At 38.3% G+C, this 15867-nt stretch carries 15 protein-coding genes; 2 read left to right on the forward strand and 13 right to left on the reverse strand.

Features of this window, described 5'->3' with window-relative positions; translation table 11 throughout:
- Window positions 1-106: 106 nt before the first annotated feature.
- Window positions 107-997, forward strand: coding sequence for a hypothetical protein (locus ACXAG7_RS02990; protein WP_476665914.1), 891 nt, complete (start codon window positions 107-109; stop codon window positions 995-997).
- Between the two features lie 215 nt (window positions 998-1212).
- Here the strand turns inward: ACXAG7_RS02990 and ACXAG7_RS02995 are convergent, their stop codons facing one another.
- The 13 genes from ACXAG7_RS02995 to ACXAG7_RS03055 all read right to left on the reverse strand — a co-directional run bounded on the left by ACXAG7_RS02995 (window position 1213) and on the right by ACXAG7_RS03055 (window position 13950).
- Window positions 1213-1887 carry a type 1 glutamine amidotransferase domain-containing protein gene (locus ACXAG7_RS02995; RefSeq protein ID WP_476665915.1) on the reverse strand — a complete coding sequence of 225 codons (675 nt, stop codon included), beginning with the start codon at window positions 1885-1887 and terminating at the stop codon, window positions 1213-1215.
- A gap of 74 nt (window positions 1888-1961) precedes the next feature.
- Window positions 1962-2534, reverse strand: coding sequence for a Crp/Fnr family transcriptional regulator (locus tag ACXAG7_RS03000; protein WP_476665916.1), 573 nt, complete (start codon window positions 2532-2534; stop codon window positions 1962-1964).
- 1 nt (window position 2535) lies between these two features.
- Complete coding sequence (locus tag ACXAG7_RS03005) at window positions 2536-3690, reverse strand: class I SAM-dependent methyltransferase (RefSeq protein ID WP_476665917.1); 1155 nt, start codon at window positions 3688-3690, stop codon at window positions 2536-2538.
- A gap of 163 nt (window positions 3691-3853) precedes the next feature.
- Entirely contained in the window at window positions 3854-4819 is a 966-nt protein-coding gene (locus ACXAG7_RS03010; protein ID WP_408044061.1) for a fasciclin domain-containing protein, read from the reverse strand.
- A 199-nt stretch (window positions 4820-5018) separates the two neighbouring features.
- On the reverse strand, window positions 5019-5603 hold the full coding sequence (gene hisIE, locus ACXAG7_RS03015) for a bifunctional phosphoribosyl-AMP cyclohydrolase/phosphoribosyl-ATP diphosphatase HisIE (RefSeq protein ID WP_408044062.1): 585 nt from the start codon (window positions 5601-5603) through the stop codon (window positions 5019-5021).
- Window positions 5600-6352: an imidazole glycerol phosphate synthase subunit HisF gene (hisF, locus tag ACXAG7_RS03020; protein WP_476665918.1), complete on the reverse strand. Its 753-nt coding sequence runs from the start codon at window positions 6350-6352 to the stop codon at window positions 5600-5602. Before hisF ends, hisIE begins: the two co-directional genes overlap by 4 nt.
- The gene (gene hisA, locus ACXAG7_RS03025; protein WP_476665919.1) at window positions 6346-7059 is read right to left on the reverse strand and encodes a 1-(5-phosphoribosyl)-5-[(5-phosphoribosylamino)methylideneamino]imidazole-4-carboxamide isomerase; all 714 of its coding nucleotides are present in this window, start codon (window positions 7057-7059) and stop codon (window positions 6346-6348) included. Before hisA ends, hisF begins: the two co-directional genes overlap by 7 nt.
- Window positions 7056-7637 carry an imidazole glycerol phosphate synthase subunit HisH gene (gene hisH / locus ACXAG7_RS03030; protein ID WP_476665920.1) on the reverse strand — a complete coding sequence of 194 codons (582 nt, stop codon included), beginning with the start codon at window positions 7635-7637 and terminating at the stop codon, window positions 7056-7058. Before hisH ends, hisA begins: the two co-directional genes overlap by 4 nt.
- The gene (gene hisB, locus ACXAG7_RS03035) at window positions 7637-8773 is read right to left on the reverse strand and encodes a bifunctional histidinol-phosphatase/imidazoleglycerol-phosphate dehydratase HisB (protein ID WP_408044066.1); all 1137 of its coding nucleotides are present in this window, start codon (window positions 8771-8773) and stop codon (window positions 7637-7639) included. Before hisB ends, hisH begins: the two co-directional genes overlap by 1 nt.
- A gap of 1 nt (window position 8774) precedes the next feature.
- Window positions 8775-9821: a histidinol-phosphate transaminase gene (gene hisC, locus ACXAG7_RS03040; protein ID WP_476665921.1), complete on the reverse strand. Its 1047-nt coding sequence runs from the start codon at window positions 9819-9821 to the stop codon at window positions 8775-8777.
- Complete coding sequence (gene hisD, locus ACXAG7_RS03045; RefSeq protein WP_476665970.1) at window positions 9814-11103, reverse strand: histidinol dehydrogenase; 1290 nt, start codon at window positions 11101-11103, stop codon at window positions 9814-9816. Before hisD ends, hisC begins: the two co-directional genes overlap by 8 nt.
- A 2-nt stretch (window positions 11104-11105) precedes the next feature.
- Window positions 11106-11963 (reverse strand): ATP phosphoribosyltransferase, encoded by an 858-nt coding sequence (hisG, locus tag ACXAG7_RS03050; protein ID WP_408044068.1) that lies wholly within the window; start codon window positions 11961-11963, stop codon window positions 11106-11108.
- Between the two features lie 451 nt (window positions 11964-12414).
- Window positions 12415-13950, reverse strand: coding sequence for a tetratricopeptide repeat protein (locus ACXAG7_RS03055; protein WP_476665922.1), 1536 nt, complete (start codon window positions 13948-13950; stop codon window positions 12415-12417).
- An 864-nt stretch (window positions 13951-14814) separates the two neighbouring features.
- Between ACXAG7_RS03055 and ACXAG7_RS03060 the strand changes: the two genes are divergently transcribed.
- Window positions 14815-15852 carry a DUF4476 domain-containing protein gene (locus ACXAG7_RS03060; protein WP_476665923.1) on the forward strand — a complete coding sequence of 346 codons (1038 nt, stop codon included), beginning with the start codon at window positions 14815-14817 and terminating at the stop codon, window positions 15850-15852.
- The last annotated feature ends 15 nt before the right edge of the window (window positions 15853-15867 follow it).

Raw genomic sequence — 15867 nt, forward strand, 5'->3', positions numbered from 1 at the left:
AGTTGAACCTCAAATGTATAACACACATAGCATTTTTGATTACGTAAAGCCGTTATTCAAAACACCATTTTAATTACCTTTGTCCTGTTGAAATCAAAAAAACGTTATGAAAAAAATTCTATTTATCCTGGCACTAGGAATCACTTCTGGTATCCACGCTCAATTCAATCAATCCTATCAAGGAAAAAATCACACAACCCCATCACAGACCCCATTGAATCAATTTTATAGTGGATTTGTTTCTAATGATGGAAGTAACTATCCCGCTAATTATGGATCTCTGTTTGGATATACCAATAGTAGTAATGGCTACGGATATTCTTATCAAATTTTTAAAGGTCATACGATACCCCGTTTAAAAATTCGATTTGCTGATTACTCATCAGGAGGAAATACCTGGTATTCTTGGAAATCAATTTTAGATAGTGGAAACGACATAATTTATGAGGGTAATAACGAAGAAAGCGCTATTACAGGCTATTCAAAAATCATCGGGAGATCATCTGACGGAATCTTACACTTAATGGCAGGTACCCATGACGGTTCTATATATCTAAATTACAACAAAAACGGTAATATTTACTTAGCTAATCAAGGAGGAAATGTCGGTATAGGCACACTCAACACAGGAAATTGGAAACTTTCTGTAAATGGAAATATTAGAGCTAAAGAAATAAAAGTCGAAACCGGATGGTCTGATTTTGTTTTTTACGACTCATATAAACTTCCCACACTAAAGGAAGTAGAAGAACACATTAAAGAAAAAGGACACCTACAAGGTATTCCCAGTGCCAAAGAAGTAGAAGAAAATGGTATCTTTTTAGGAGAAATGGATGCTAAATTACTTCAAAAAATAGAAGAATTAACGCTTTATACCCTACAACAAGAGAAAGAAATAGCTCGTCAAGCTAAGGAAATTGAAGCGTTAAAATCGCTAAACAAAAAACTTCTCGACATTCAAGCCAGACTTAAAAAACTAGAGTTAGAAAAACCTTAAACTTATTGGTTAAAACCTCAACATTAAACATTCATCAGTAAAAGAACCGATGAGGAAATCACCATTTACAACTAGCTCAATTTTCATTGAGCTTTTTTTGTACTACTTTTTATCTAGTACTGATGTTTCCATCTTTGACAGCAGTATTTTTTAACCATGCCCTCCCGAAAAAGAGCTCTTAATTGAGTTCCTTGAATTCAAGGAACTCAAGAGTTTTAAAGTTGCTCCAAAAGCAAGGTTGCTACCTTTTCTGAAGAGGCCGGGTTTTGTCCGGTTATTAGATTTCCATCTACTATCGCATACGATTCCCAGTCGTTGGCTTTGCTGTAAACAGCTCCGCGTTCTACGAGCATGTCTTCCACTAAAAACGGAACCACGTCTGTCAATTGTACAGCCGCTTCTTCGGTATTTGAAAACGCTGTGAGCTTTTTACCTTTCACAAAAGGCATATCGTTTACCACCACATCTTTAAATACTGCTGGGGCATGACAAACAGCTCCTATCGGCTTGTTCGCAGCAGCAAAAGCATTTAATAGATTTACTGAAGCAGTATCTGTAGCTAAATCCCACAACGGACCGTGACCTCCTGGGTAAAATACCGCAGCATAGTCGGCCGCATTTACTTCAGACAACTGTAGTGTTTTAGCTAATAACTCCTGTAATTCAACATCCTGATGAAAGCGCTCGGTTGCCGGAGTTTGAAAATCTGGTTCGTCACTCTTCGGATCAATTGGCGGCTGTCCTCCTTTAGGCGACGCCAACGTAATATCGATTCCCTGATCTTTGAGCACGTAATATGGCGCTGCAAATTCCTCTATCCAAAATCCTGTTTTTAATCCCGTATCTCCTAATTGGTCATGGCTGGTAAGTACCATTAAAACTTTTTTCATACTATCTTTATTTAAATTACTTTCAAAAGTACTCTTTAGGAATATGAAAAAAATTGACCTATGGTAATTTCGAACTACTGAAGCTCTTTTCTTATTCTACTCAAGCTTTCTGTAGTAATTCCGAGGTAAGACGCCAAGTGGTAGTTTTTTATTTGCTGTTCTATATTGGGGTATTGTTTTAAAAATTGCAGGTAACGTTCCTTGGCAGTATAGGCGAGGTTATACAGTATTCGCTTTTGAAATCGAACCGTGGCGCGTTCTAATTTTTTTCGGTAAAAGTTAGTCACTTCAGGTAGGCTCTCCATTAAAATATCCATATCTTCTTTCGCTACCTTAAAAACTACAGCTTCCGAGATGCTCTCGATATACAGTTCTGAGGGTCCTTCTAAAAAGTACCCCATATAGTCACTAATCCACCAATCGGTAATCGCAAACTGAACCGTGTGCTCTTTGGCCTTATCATCGAGAAAGTAAGTTCTTAAGCAACCGTCCATCACATAGTATTGATAACGCGCTTCCTCCCCTGCTTTCAAGAGTTGCTCTCCCTTTTTCAATCGCAATTCTGTAAATACCTTTTGTATGCGGTTCCAGTTCGCTTCTGTCAGGTCAAGTCCCTTAAATGCCGTAGTTACTTGCTGTCTATTCATGCTACAGCAATCCTTCTAGATAGTGTTGTTCAATACCAAAACTTTCTTTTAGCGCCGCAATTTTACTATCATAGAAGTCTGCATCTACTTTTTTACTGGTTCTCGCTCCGACGAGCATCACATTTTTACGCGTGTGCTCATTGCTAATAAACTCAAATACTTTGGTTTGATAGTTGTGCTTTTCCATGATCAACGCACGCAAGGTATCGGTGACCATTTCAAACTGGCGTTCCTTAAAAATACCGTATTTTAAAATAGGACTTTCTTGCTCCTTCCCTTTTACCTGCTGACGAACTTGTTTATGACAACAAGGAGCACAAATAATGAGTGATGCATTTGCCACCAATCCTTTGTAAATTGCATCGTCCGTTGCGGTATCACAGGCGTGTAAGGCAATGAGTATATCGATTTGTTTTTCGTTGTACTCCTCGATAGGCTTAGCGGCGAAATCCAACTTTGTAAAGTTACATTTTTCAGCTAGCTCATTACAATAATTCACCAATTCTGTGCGCAATTCTATTCCTGTCATACTCACCTCGAACCCTTTCTTATTGACCAAATAATCATAAAGGGCAAAAGTCAAATACCCTTTTCCAGAGCCCATGTCAACAATATGAATTTGTTTCGGAAGCTTTACGGACTTTAACTGCGCTTCAATTACCTCTAAATATTTATTAATTTGACGGTATTTATCCGCCATTTTAGGAATGAGATTCCCTTCATTATCCAACACTCCCAACTCTTTTAAATACAGACTGTCTTCTGCTCGTTTTAACTTGGGTTTGTCGTGGCTTTGTGGAGGTTTATTTTTAAAGCTTGCCGCCGTTGTTTTAAAACTCACTTTTTTCTTTTTGGATACAAATGTTAAAAAGTCATTTTCCATTGAAAACAGCGTAGCTGCTCGAAAGTTTTCTGCTAGCAAAGTCACCAGCACTGACACGCCCTCTTCAAACGAGTAATTTTTAACCTGATCGTTGGTCGTATAACGGTATAAAAATTGATAATTTAGCTCGTCTTTGATCAAGACCTGCCTGATGTAAACATTTTGTAATTTTTCGCTCTTGCGGATAGGCTTGCTCAAAGTTAATTTTACAAAACTGTCATCACTAACACGTTGTTCAAAGGCTGATATTAATGGGGTCAATGCTTCTTTCATTTTGCAAAAATACGCAAACTTTAAAGGAAAGTCACAGGAATACCAAAGCAATTTTAAAGAGTAGTTCGGACAAACAAGTCCATTCAATAAAAAGGAAACCGGCGATAAATAACCAACAATTTACCACCGATTTACCAACTATTAAGCTATGAAAAAATAACTGTTACGTTCCTGGAATCAATACTTTGTCAATGACGTGAATTACTCCATTAGCACCTTGTACATCGGTAGCTGTAATATTTACCTCTTGGTTGCTAGCACTTTTTAATTTTGCGCCGTTCGTTAAATCAACCGTTACTTTGGCGTTATTCAACATAGTAATTTCTTGTTTGTCTGTCAATTGTTTTGCCTGTACGTTGGCTGCATTCACTACGTGATACTTCAATACCGCTTCGAGGGTTGCAATCGGAATATCGGCGATCGAATTCCACGATGCATTGCTGTCAAGTAAGTTTTTGAAAGCGGCATTGGTAGGAGCAAATACCGTAAATGGACCATTCCCTTTCAATACAGCCACAAAATCAGTGGTGTGTCGGCTATCTGTCAATGCTGCTACCAAGCTTGAAAAGTCAGGATTGTTTAACGCTAACTCTACAACATTTGGTGGTAACATGACCTTGTCAATTACGTGTACTACTCCGTTTTTAGCGTCAATATCTACACTAACTGGAGCTGCTGAACCGTTAAACTTAACTCCTCCAGTCGTGGCAACTTGTAATGATAAGTATTCAGAATTTGGTCCTGTAGCCAAGGTTGGCGTATATCCATTTGTCAATTGTCCTGATTTCACTTCTGATGACAGTACGTGAAATTTTAACACATTTACCAATACATCTTGTGGAATATCATTTAAGGTATTCCAACTACTATTTGAATCTAATAAGGCTTGAAAAGCTGCGTTGGTTGGTGCGAAAACCGTGAAAGGTCCGTTTCCTTTTAACACACTTGCTAGTCCTGCTTTGTCTACCGCAGCTACTAAGGAACTCAAGTTCGAATTTGCTGCTGCGAGTTCAACGATATCTTTTTGGGTTTCTACTGCTGGTGTATCATCATCGCTGCACGACAATAATACCGTGGTTCCCATCAACATGCTAAGTACAAGAATTGATTTTAGTTTTTTAATAAACATCGTATTAGTTTTAAGTTAGTGCCTACTCGATTATTTGCGTCTGCTTTCGGCATTACCAAGACGTTTGTTTAACTTTTAAAGAGAAAAAATAAACAAAAACTCACTAGTGAAAAAAATAACACTTATCCGTTTGCTTGTCAAAGTGTTACTCCAAAGATATAAATTTTGTTTAACTTTTAATAATTTTTATTAAACATTTTTAACTTCTTGATTTTAAAATTGCTTCAATGTCTGATAAACTCAGGCCTTTTGCATATAATAATATGAGAAAGTGATAAAGTAAATCGGCGGCTTCATTGACAAATAAGTCGCGATTATCGTCTTTTGCCTCAATAACGAGCTCTACAGCTTCCTCTCCTACTTTCTGTGCCATTTTGTTGATACCTCTTTTGTATAGACTATTGGTATATGAGCTCGAGTCGTCAGTAGCAATGCGCTCGGTAATGGTTGCCTCTAGTTGGTATAAAAAGCCTTTCGAACTGGCTTCCCCAAAACACGAGGACGTTCCTTTGTGGCAGGTAGGGCCCTTCGGAATTGCTTGTACCAAAATGGTATCTGCATCGCAATCGATCTTGTATGACTGGAGTTCGAGGAAATTCCCCGATTCTTCTCCTTTGGTCCACAACCTATTTTTTGACCTACTAAAAAAAGTCACTTTGTTACTTTGTACGGTTGTATCAAAAGCTTCTTGGTTCATATAACCCAGCATTAATACTTCTAGGCTTAGGGCATTTTGAACGATAACTGGCACCAGTCCGTTTCCCTTTTCAAAATCTATGTTCATCGTATGGCAATATTTTCTGTTTTTAAATACTTTTTTAAGGTCGGTATTGGAATTTCTCCGAAGTGAAAGATGCTTGCAGCGAGTCCTGCACTGGCTTCTGTTTCAGAAAACACCTCTTTAAAATGGGTTACTGCCCCAGCTCCTCCAGATGCGATAACAGGAATTGACAAGTTTGCACTCACTTCTCGGGTAATGTCAAGGGCAAAACCTTCCTTGGTTCCGTCGTTATTCATCGAAGTCAATAAAATTTCACCTGCGCCTAGCTCGGCAACTTTTCGAGCCCAATCGAGCGTGTTTAAGTTGGTTTCATGGGTACCTCCTTTGGTAAATACTTTCCAAGTTCCATCCACGTATTTTGTGTCAATAGCTACCACGACAAATTGGCTTCCAAATCGCTCTGACAAGGCTACAATTAATTCGGGATTTCTCACCGCTGCAGAATTGATACTCACTTTATCAGCTCCTGCCTCTATCAAGCGCAAGGCATCGTCTACGGTGTTAATACCTCCTCCAACAGTAAAAGGAATATCAATAACTTCACCGATGCGCTCCACCAATGCAACCAAGGTTTTTCTATTCTCCAAAGTCGCTGTAATATCGAGAAATACCAATTCATCTGCTCCTTCTTCTACATAGCGTTTCGCTAATTCTACAGGATCTCCGGCGTCAATAATATCAACGAAGTTCACTCCCTTTACCGTCCGTCCATTTTTAATATCCAAGCACGGAATAATTCTTTTCTTTAACATAGGGCTACGAGTTCTTTTAGGGTGATGTATCCTTCGTAAATAGCCTTACCAATAATAACGCCTTCACAGCCCAGTTCTTTTAGTTTGTATAGATCCGATACAGAAGAAACTCCTCCACTTGCAATCAAACTAACTCCTGTTTTTCTCAAGATCTCAGCATACAATTCAAAGGCGGCTCCTTGCAGCATTCCATCCTTTGCCACATCCGTACAAATTACTTGCTCAACACCTAATTTTTCGTAGGATTTCACAAAATCAACTACGTCCAACTCCGATACTTCCATCCATCCGTGGGTGGCAATTTTCCTGTTTTTGCAATCTGCTCCTAGTATTATTTTGTCTGCTCCATATCGCTGTAACCAATTTGTAAAGAGTTCTTTGTTTTTTACAGCGATACTTCCTCCTGTAACCTGGTTGGCCCCCGATTCAAAAGCGATGCGTACGTCATTGTCAGATTTTAATCCGCCACCAAAATCAATTTGTAAATTTGTTTTGCTGGCAAGGGTTTCTAAAACCTTGTAATTGACAATTTGCTGCGCCTTTGCACCATCTAAATCCACTACGTGTAGATACGTTATTCCGTTTGCTTCAAATTCCTTAGCTACTTCTAAGGGGTTTTCGTTGTATATTTTTTTAGTATCGTAATCGCCTTTGGTCAAGCGCACGCATTTTCCTTCTATTATATCTATTGCTGGTATGATTCTCATAATTCTAAAAAGTTTTGTAATAGTACTCGTCCTACTTGTGCCGATTTTTCCGGATGAAACTGCATTGCGTAAAAATTATCGCGCTGCATCACACTGCTAAACGGAATTCCATAATCACAAACTGCGATGGTTGATTCGCATGGTTCCGCATAATAGCTGTGTACATAATACACATCATCAACAGCATTCATGGACTCTAAAATTGGCTGAGCAGCTAGACTCGTAAAATTGTTCCATCCCATATGAGGGATCTTCTTCCCCTCTGGAAAGCGCTTGGTTTTGGTTTTAAACACTCCTAAACAAGCTACTTCTCCTTCTTCAGAATAGTCACACAGCAACTGCAAGCCTAAACAAATTCCCAATACGGGTTGTGTCAAGGAAGTCAATACTGTATCCAATCCTCTTTTTTGTAAGTAGTTCATTGCGGAACTCGCCTCTCCCACCCCAGGAAAAATTACCTTGTCAGCTGCTTTTAACTCCTCCGGATTGTCCGTAATAATACAGTCATACCCCAAGGCAGTTACCGCATTTTTCACCGAACGAATATTTCCTGCGTTGTATTTTACTATTGCTATCATTACAGAACTCCTTTAGTCGATGGTAAAATCATTTTCTCTGGATCTCTTCGAACGGCTGCCTTCATGGCCTTTGCCATGCCTTTAAAAATCGCCTCAATCTTGTGGTGCTCATTTTGACCTTCCGCTTTGATATTCAAGTTGCATTTGGCGCCATCGGTAAACGATTTAAAAAAGTGATAAAACATTTCTGTCGGCATCTTTCCAATCATCTCTCTCTTGAACTCAGCTTCCCAAACCAACCAATTACGTCCTCCAAAATCGATAGCTACTTGTGCCAAGCAATCGTCCATCGGCAGGCAAAATCCGTAGCGTTCAATTCCAATTTTATCACCCAATGCCTTAGCAAACAACTCTCCTAAAGCAATAGCTGTATCTTCTATTGTGTGGTGCTCATCAACTTCGAGGTCACCTTTTACCTCAATTGATAAATCCATTTGACCGTGACGCGCAATCTGATCGAGCATGTGATCAAAAAATGGGATACCCGTATCGATGGTCGCCTTTCCTGTTCCGTCCAAATTCAAGCTCATGGCAATCTCCGTTTCCGACGTATTGCGAACGAGTTCTGCTTTGCGTACTGTGAGTTTTAAAAATTCGTAAATTTCACACCAATCATTGCTTTCCAGCGCTATGTACTCTTCCAACTCACGTTCTTCTCCAGCCACCTCTTCGGCTCCCAGATACGTTTTATCATTAATAAAAATTGCCTTTGCTCCTAAGTTTTTAGCCAGTGCTACATCGGTGAGTCGATCACCAATCACCAGTGAATTTTCCAAATCATAAGCCTCAGAAAAGTACTTCGTTAATAGGCCTGTATTCGGTTTTCTCGTAGGCTGATTGTCCTTTGCAAAAGTGACATCAATATGTTCAGCAGCAAATTGAATACCTTCATTTTCTAAGGTAGCCATCACAAACTTGTGGACAGGCCAAAACGTAGCTTCTGGGTATACATCGGTTCCTAGGCCATCCTGGTTGGTGACCAATACCAATTCGTAGTCCAATTCTTTGGCTATTTTTCCCAGGCCTTCAAATACTTTCGGGTAGAATACTAATTTTTCAAATGAATCAATTTGTTCATCTGCAGGTTCTTTAATGAGCGTTCCATCTCTATCTATAAATAATACTTTTTGTTTCATTTTACTCAGTTACTAAGCGTTCACTTAATGCTTTTAATGCGTTGATTAATTGTTTGTTTTCTTGCTGGGTACCTACACTTATTCTCAAACAGTTGGCGATCAATGAAGACCTATTTCGAATAATAATTCCTCGAGCTACCAATTGTTCGTATACGGTATCCGCATCGAGCATTTCCACGAGGATGAAATTAGTTTCGGTTGGATAAATTTTCTTTACTAATCCGATTGTAGGCAATTCTCGTAATAGCACTTCACGTTCATTGAGCACTTTGGCTTTGTTACGTTCGTAAAGTTCCACTGCATCTAAGCTAGTCAATACGGCCTGTTGGTTTAGACTACTGATATTGTAAGGAGGCTTTACTTTATTAAAAAGCCCAATAATTTCTGATGATGCATACGCTACTCCAACACGTGCTGCGGCCATACCCCAAGCTTTGCTAAATGTTTGTGAGATAATTAGGTTCGGATACGCTGCCAATTGTTCCGTCCATGAGGTCTGCGTACTAAAGTCTATATAGGCCTCGTCAACGAGCACTACCCCACGAAACGCCTTGGCTATGCTTGCAATACGCTCAACCGACAAACAGTTTCCGGTAGGATTGTTGGGGGAGCACAAAAAGATCACTTTTAAGGACGCGTCGGTTAAATACGGCTGTACCAACTCCAAATCAATATCAAAATCATCTGTTAACGGTAACTCGAGTAACTCAATATCATTGATGGACGCCGATACTTGGTACATACCATAAGTAGGTACAAAAGTCAAGGCTTTCTCTTTTCCAGGTTCACAGAAAATTCGCAAACACAAATCAATTACTTCATCACTACCATTTCCGATAAATACCTGATTTACAGGCAGTCCTTTTAATACACTCAATCGCTCCTTCACTGAACGCTGATAAGGATCTGGATAGCGGTTTAAGTTTCCAAAAGGATTTTCATTGGCATCTAAATACACCTCTGCCTTCCCTTGAAATTCATCTCTGGCGGAACTGTAAGCCTTTAAATTCCATATATTTTTTCTGGTAATCGCTTCTAAATTAAACATTTTCTACTTGGTTTAAGCGCAGGGTTACTGCATTTTTATGTGCATCTAATCCTTCCGCAGCTGCCATGAGTTCAATGGCCGGACCGATGTTTTGAATTCCTTTTTTTGTGAGTTCTTGAAAGGTTATTTTTTTGACAAAACTGTCTAAGGACACTCCGCTAAAATTTTTCGCAAAACCGTTTGTCGGCAAGGTATGATTTGTGCCACTAGCATAATCTCCTGCGCTTTCACAACTGTAATTCCCCAAAAAAACAGAACCTGCATTTACAATAGCATCCATCACAGTACTGGCATTTTCTGAGGCTAGGATAAGGTGTTCCGGAGCGTACTCATTACTAAACGCAATTCCCTCTGTCAACGATTCAACTAAAATAGCACGACTATTATCTAAGGCCTTACTAGCAATAGTTTTCCTTGGTAGTGCTGCTAATTGCTTTTCCAATTCTCGGAGTGTTTTTTCGAGTATCTCAGCTGTTGTTCCTACCAAAATCACCTGACTATCAGGTCCGTGTTCCGCCTGTGAAAGCAAATCGGCAGCCACAAATTCGGGTACCGCAGTTTCATCGGCCAGTACCAAGACCTCACTTGGCCCAGCAGGCATGTCAATAGCTACTCCATCAATCTGAACCAATTCTTTTGCCTTGGTTACATACTGATTTCCCGGTCCTAAAATTTTGTATACTCTGGGTACGGACGTCGTGCCGTAAGCCATGGCTGCAATTGCCTGAGCCCCCCCGACTTTCACTATTTTCGTAACCCCCACTAAATCCGCCGTAAACAAAATTTCAGGAGCGATGCTACCCGCTGCATTCGGAGGTGTACACAATACTATTTCTTTGCATCCTGCGATTCGGGCTGGAATTGCTAACATCAGGATGGTTGAAAATAAAGGAGCACTTCCACCCGGGATGTACAGGCCTACCTTTTCGATCGCCACACTTTTCCTCCAACAAACCACTCCCTCAATCGTTTCTACCTTCTTCTCTTTAGATTGTTGCGTTTTGTGAAAGCGTTCAATATTGTTTTTTGCCAATACAATAGCCTCTTTTAACTCGGTACTCACTTTAGTTTTTGCCTCGGTTATCTCCTCAGGTTGCACCACTAGACTGTCAAGTGCTACGCCGTCAAACTTTTCAGTAAAATCGAGTAAAGCACGATCCCCCTTTAGTTTTACGGTTTCTAAGATATCAGCAACGCTACTCGTGAGTGTTTTACGTTCAATTTGTGTGCGCTGGCATAAGTTTTGCCAAGTTTCACGCTTTGGATACTTAATTACCTTCATCATTACACCACCATTTTTTCGATTGGACAAACCAAAATTCCCTCAGCTCCATTGCGTTTTAACTCATCGATGATTTCCCAGAACTTGTTTTTATCCAACACAGAGTGTACAGAACTCCACCCTTCTTCTGCCAATGGCAATACTGTTGGGCTGCGCATTCCCGGTAAGATGTCTATGATTTTATCAAGCTTTTCATTAGGTGCATTTAGTAATACATATCTCGAATTTCGTCCTTTAAGAACTGCTCTAATTCTAAACAAAAGCGTTTCTAAAAGGGCTTGCTCTTCCGCAGCAATTTTAGGAGCCACAGCAAGCACGGCTTCTGATTTTAGCAATACTTCTACTTCTTTTAAGTTGTTTTTAAACAAAGTAGAACCACTCGAAACTATATCACAAATACCATCTGCCAAACCGATATTGGGTGCAATCTCTACCGATCCGTTAATGATATGTAACTGATACTTTACTCCTTGAGCATCGAGATATTTTTTTACTGTATTAGGATAAGATGTCGCGATACGTTTGTTTTCGAAGTAGTCCAAACCAGCATAAGACTCTGATTTTGGGATCGCAAGGGATACTTTACATTTGGAGAAACCTAATTTTTCCACATAAGAAATACCCGCTCCTTTTTCGACGAGGAGGTTCTCACCAATTATGGCTGCATCGATCACTCCATCTTTTAAATACTGAGGAATATCACCATTTCTCAAATAAAAAACCTCCAAAGGAAAATTGCTAGCCGAAGCCTTTAACTGATCTTTTCCATTATCGATGGAGATACCACAGTCTTTTAATATTTGTAAAGAATCTTGATTAAGTCGACCCGATTTTTGAATCGCTATTCTTAATTTACTCATTGTTATTTTTGTTGGGTTTGAGTAAATCGGAGAAGTATTTTAGATTTCTGGTACCTGGAAATAAAAAACCCGTTCGATTTACTCAAACGGGTTGTTAATATATTTACATTTATTCAATACATCGTCAGCTCGCCTGAGTGCAAGTATGATGATGATGATGATGTAATTGAATAAAACTCATGTCTTTGTTTTTAACGCCACAAATATTTGTAATAAATTTTTAGTTTTCCAAACTTTATTTAAAAATTTAACATTGCCTTTACACTAGGGCATTTCTAAAAGTGGCAATAGTACGACAAATGTACTACATCTTTAAAACATGCAGGAACTCCTAGTATTTTAGCCTTAATAAAGTTCAGGCTTTCTTTTTTCGAAAGAAGGTCTCCCTTTTTAGAGTTTACCGTTGATAAAGTTATCAATTCAATTGTATTGTTTTGATAACTTTTCTTTTTTACAGACTACTCAGTAAATCGTACAAATTGTCTTCGCGTTCTAAACCTAGCTTTTTCTTGATGCGGTATCGCGTTGTTTCCACACTTCTCGGAGACACATTGATCAACTGAGCGACCTCTTTACTTTTCAAATTTGATACGATATACGTACAATGTTTAAGGTCATTGACTGATAAATTCGGTGCAAAATCCTTTAATTTATTAAAGAATTGCGGTCTTATTTTTTCGAATTGTATTTTAAAATCTTCCCAGAGTTCCTCCTCTGAAATTAAATCGAGCAATTTTTTATTCACCTTGCTTAAATAGGGTGATGAACTGGATGCATTATCTTGATAGGCATCGATATCGGCACTTATTTTGCGAATAGTATCGTTGTAGGTAGAAATTTTCAACACCCTTGAAAACATCGCCTGTTCATTCATTTGCAACAACTCTTCAATTTGTTTCTTGTTCGTTACCAAATCGGAATTCTTATTTTTTAGGTCGGCAATCAAACGCTGTAAATCCTCATTTAAATCCTGGATTTTAATTTTTTTCTGACGATTGTTTCGAATTACCCAAAACAACAGTATGAGCAACAATACAAGCAATAAAATTACTGTTGTACTTAACAAAAGACGTTGTTTTTGGCTGGCAATAACGCTGTCTTTTTGAATTTTCACTTTGTTTTCAAGTTCGAGCTCTTTAACAAAAGAAGCTCGGATATTCCCTTGGTATTGCTGATTGTAATCTCGCAAGTTGGAAATTGCTTTTTCATAATACATTAGGGAACGCTCATACTCTTTTTTCGCAGCGTACAAACGGGCATAAGATTCATCTACCAGTCCTTCTGTATAGACATCACCTCTGAGGTGCACACTATCCGACTTTTGAAGGTACTCCTCAACCTTATCGAGCTGATTCATTTTCAAATAATTGTCTCCTATAAAGTAATACAAGCGTTTTACTCCTCCCCTTTTAAACTGATACTGGGCTATGAGTTCAAGGCAGTCTTGTGCGTACCTATTAGACTTATTCCATTTTTGAAGCTTTCGGGAGTTCACTGTCAAATTATAAAAAGCGTCTATTTGCTGGGGTAGCTCGTTGATTAGCTGAAAGTTCGCTATTGCTTCTCGATACAGTTTTTCGGCCGTGACAAAATCTTTCATTCCCATAGAAAATGTAACTCCCCGTGAATTGGCAATGGTCCCTTTTAATAGTACATCATTCGTTTTTTCCGCGAGTACTTTTGATTGTTGGAATAATGATTCTGCCTTTTCAAAACGTTGTAAAAACAGATTATTGACTCCTTGTAAATAGCGTATTTTACTCGTGATGGAATCTTCTTTAAATTCGAGTTTATTGAGCTTTACAAAACGTAAAATACTATCTAACAAGCGTTCATCCTCACTCTTCTGAAAGCGATAGTAATCTTTAATAAGTCGGTCTTTCACCTGCCGGTCATCTGAAGAAGATTGCTGCGCCTGCACAGCCTGCAATAGCCCCGACATAACATAGATACACAAAGAGAAAAAAAGTAGTTTATATTTTACCATATACATCACTTTTAGCAGCACGTCAAACGCACTACATCTGTTTACTAAAAAATGTTTCCCCTTCTCTCTTGTTCTAAAAGATGTTTTAAATATACATCAAAAACACTACACCGTAAATTTTTTACACATATTTTTTACTACTAACAAATAAAAAAATTATCACCGAACCTCCTTTATTTACTCGCTTTTTTCGACATATAACACTGTAATCTACCTCGTTAAAAACCACTGCATTCATACTACACCCTCAAATCCACACTATTTAACCTGTACATTTAGACCAGATTTATTAATTCTTTCCCCTTAGTTATTAATATCTCACAATGAGTTACCAAAGACGTCGTAATGTAATCCCTTGAACCTACTACATTCCTACTTTTGGTAACTTTTTTTTGTTTATACGCCAACGAGGCGACAATACCACTAATTACATCACAATAAATTACGCTTTTCATTAAAAATAAATAAACATCTAGTTAACAATAGGTTAACATTAAGATTTTCTACAGTGTAGTAAAAATATAGTACGCTACAAAACTACTACACCAGCAAAAGCAAGCAATAAAGCCTGTATATTTGTATCAAAGTTTATTAATTTTTTCCCTTATTTATTAATAACTAAGTTATAGTTACCAAAACATAACAAGCGTTTTTCCCTTAAGTTTATTACATCGCAAGTGATTTTGGTAACTTTTTTTCTTTTTTGTCAGTTACGCTAACTGATTTCAATTTCCTTTTTTTTTACAAAAACAACTCACTGATTTACAGTACTAAGCGAAAGAAACTATTATTTACATACATGTTTAGCTAATTTCTTGGCACGCTGTTTGAATATCCAAGCATAAGAATATTAAAAATAACCTTATGAAGTTTCAAACTACACTACTGTATTTCCTCTTACTTAGTACCTTGAGTTTTGCTCAGCAACGTGATTCTTTCAAACAATTTAAAAGCCAGTTACAAAAGCAGAAATCTGCCAAGGAACTAGTTTTGACCAAAGCCTTGGATTACACCCATGATCACGAGTTGTACGTAGATGACCTCATTGATTTATGCAGTTACTTTCCTCGTGAAAAGATGAAATACAAGCTCTGTTTAGAAGCCTACCCAAGAATTCGTGACAAGCGAAACTTTTTTAAGGTCTACGACGTGTTTAGCTCTTTTGCCTATGCAATCAAATTATATCATCATACACAAGGGAAGGCAGTAGTAACTCCAGTACATGAACCTGTTGTTAACTACCCAAAGCTAAAGCACTATCACGGAATACTCAACGACCATTGCAAACAACCTATGTCAAAGTTTGCTTTTAAAGCACTCATGAACACAGCTAGTAATGCACCTAATGATCAAGAGCTCTTTTCGGATTTAAAAAAATTGACCGACGGAAATTGCTTTAGTACTGCTCAACTCATGAAGTTAACCCAAAAAATTGGACTTACAAGCTATAGAATGAGCTTCTTGAAGTTCGCCTTTCCTGGCGCCATTGATGTAGAAAATTACTATTATACCCTACAATTAATCGATAGTGATATGGAAAAGCAACGCCTGCGTTTGTTTATCGATGAACAGATCGAAACGTACAGCACTCCTGAGCCTGTTGACACCTGTCATACACCTCCGAGTGAATTTGACTACATCCTTAAAACGATAAAAGACGAGCGCTTTCCGAAAGACAAACTCAATCTGGCAAAAAAGCAACTTGCCAAAAACTGTTTTAACCCTTCGCAACTGCGTTTAATTATTAAGGAATTCTCATTCGATGATGATAAATTAGTCCTGCTGAAGTACAGCTTTGATTTTGTAGACTACAAAGATCAATTTTACAAGTTCAGAGATTTGCTTCGATTCATCAACAACAAAAAGGACTTTGATCGTTTTTTACTCGAACACAAGCAATAAAAAAACTCCACCGTA

The organism is Tenacibaculum sp. AWR4_210 (genome assembly GCF_056160945.1).

Coding starts and splice junctions, on each gene's coding strand:
- ACXAG7_RS02990 (WP_476665914.1), top strand. CDS start 107: ATGAAAAAAATTCTATTTATCCTGGCACTAGGAATCACTTCTGGTATC.
- ACXAG7_RS02995 (WP_476665915.1), bottom strand. CDS start 1,887: ATGAAAAAAGTTTTAATGGTACTTACCAGCCATGACCAATTAGGAGAT.
- ACXAG7_RS03000 (WP_476665916.1), bottom strand. CDS start 2,534: ATGAATAGACAGCAAGTAACTACGGCATTTAAGGGACTTGACCTGACA.
- ACXAG7_RS03005 (WP_476665917.1), bottom strand. CDS start 3,690: ATGAAAGAAGCATTGACCCCATTAATATCAGCCTTTGAACAACGTGTT.
- ACXAG7_RS03010 (WP_408044061.1), bottom strand. CDS start 4,819: ATGTTTATTAAAAAACTAAAATCAATTCTTGTACTTAGCATGTTGATG.
- hisIE (WP_408044062.1), bottom strand. CDS start 5,603: ATGAACATAGATTTTGAAAAGGGAAACGGACTGGTGCCAGTTATCGTT.
- hisF (WP_476665918.1), bottom strand. CDS start 6,352: ATGTTAAAGAAAAGAATTATTCCGTGCTTGGATATTAAAAATGGACGG.
- hisA (WP_476665919.1), bottom strand. CDS start 7,059: ATGAGAATCATACCAGCAATAGATATAATAGAAGGAAAATGCGTGCGC.
- hisH (WP_476665920.1), bottom strand. CDS start 7,637: ATGATAGCAATAGTAAAATACAACGCAGGAAATATTCGTTCGGTGAAA.
- hisB (WP_408044066.1), bottom strand. CDS start 8,773: ATGAAACAAAAAGTATTATTTATAGATAGAGATGGAACGCTCATTAAA.
- hisC (WP_476665921.1), bottom strand. CDS start 9,821: ATGTTTAATTTAGAAGCGATTACCAGAAAAAATATATGGAATTTAAAG.
- hisD (WP_476665970.1), bottom strand. CDS start 11,103: ATGAAGGTAATTAAGTATCCAAAGCGTGAAACTTGGCAAAACTTATGC.
- hisG (WP_408044068.1), bottom strand. CDS start 11,963: ATGAGTAAATTAAGAATAGCGATTCAAAAATCGGGTCGACTTAATCAA.
- ACXAG7_RS03055 (WP_476665922.1), bottom strand. CDS start 13,950: ATGGTAAAATATAAACTACTTTTTTTCTCTTTGTGTATCTATGTTATG.
- ACXAG7_RS03060 (WP_476665923.1), top strand. CDS start 14,815: ATGAAGTTTCAAACTACACTACTGTATTTCCTCTTACTTAGTACCTTG.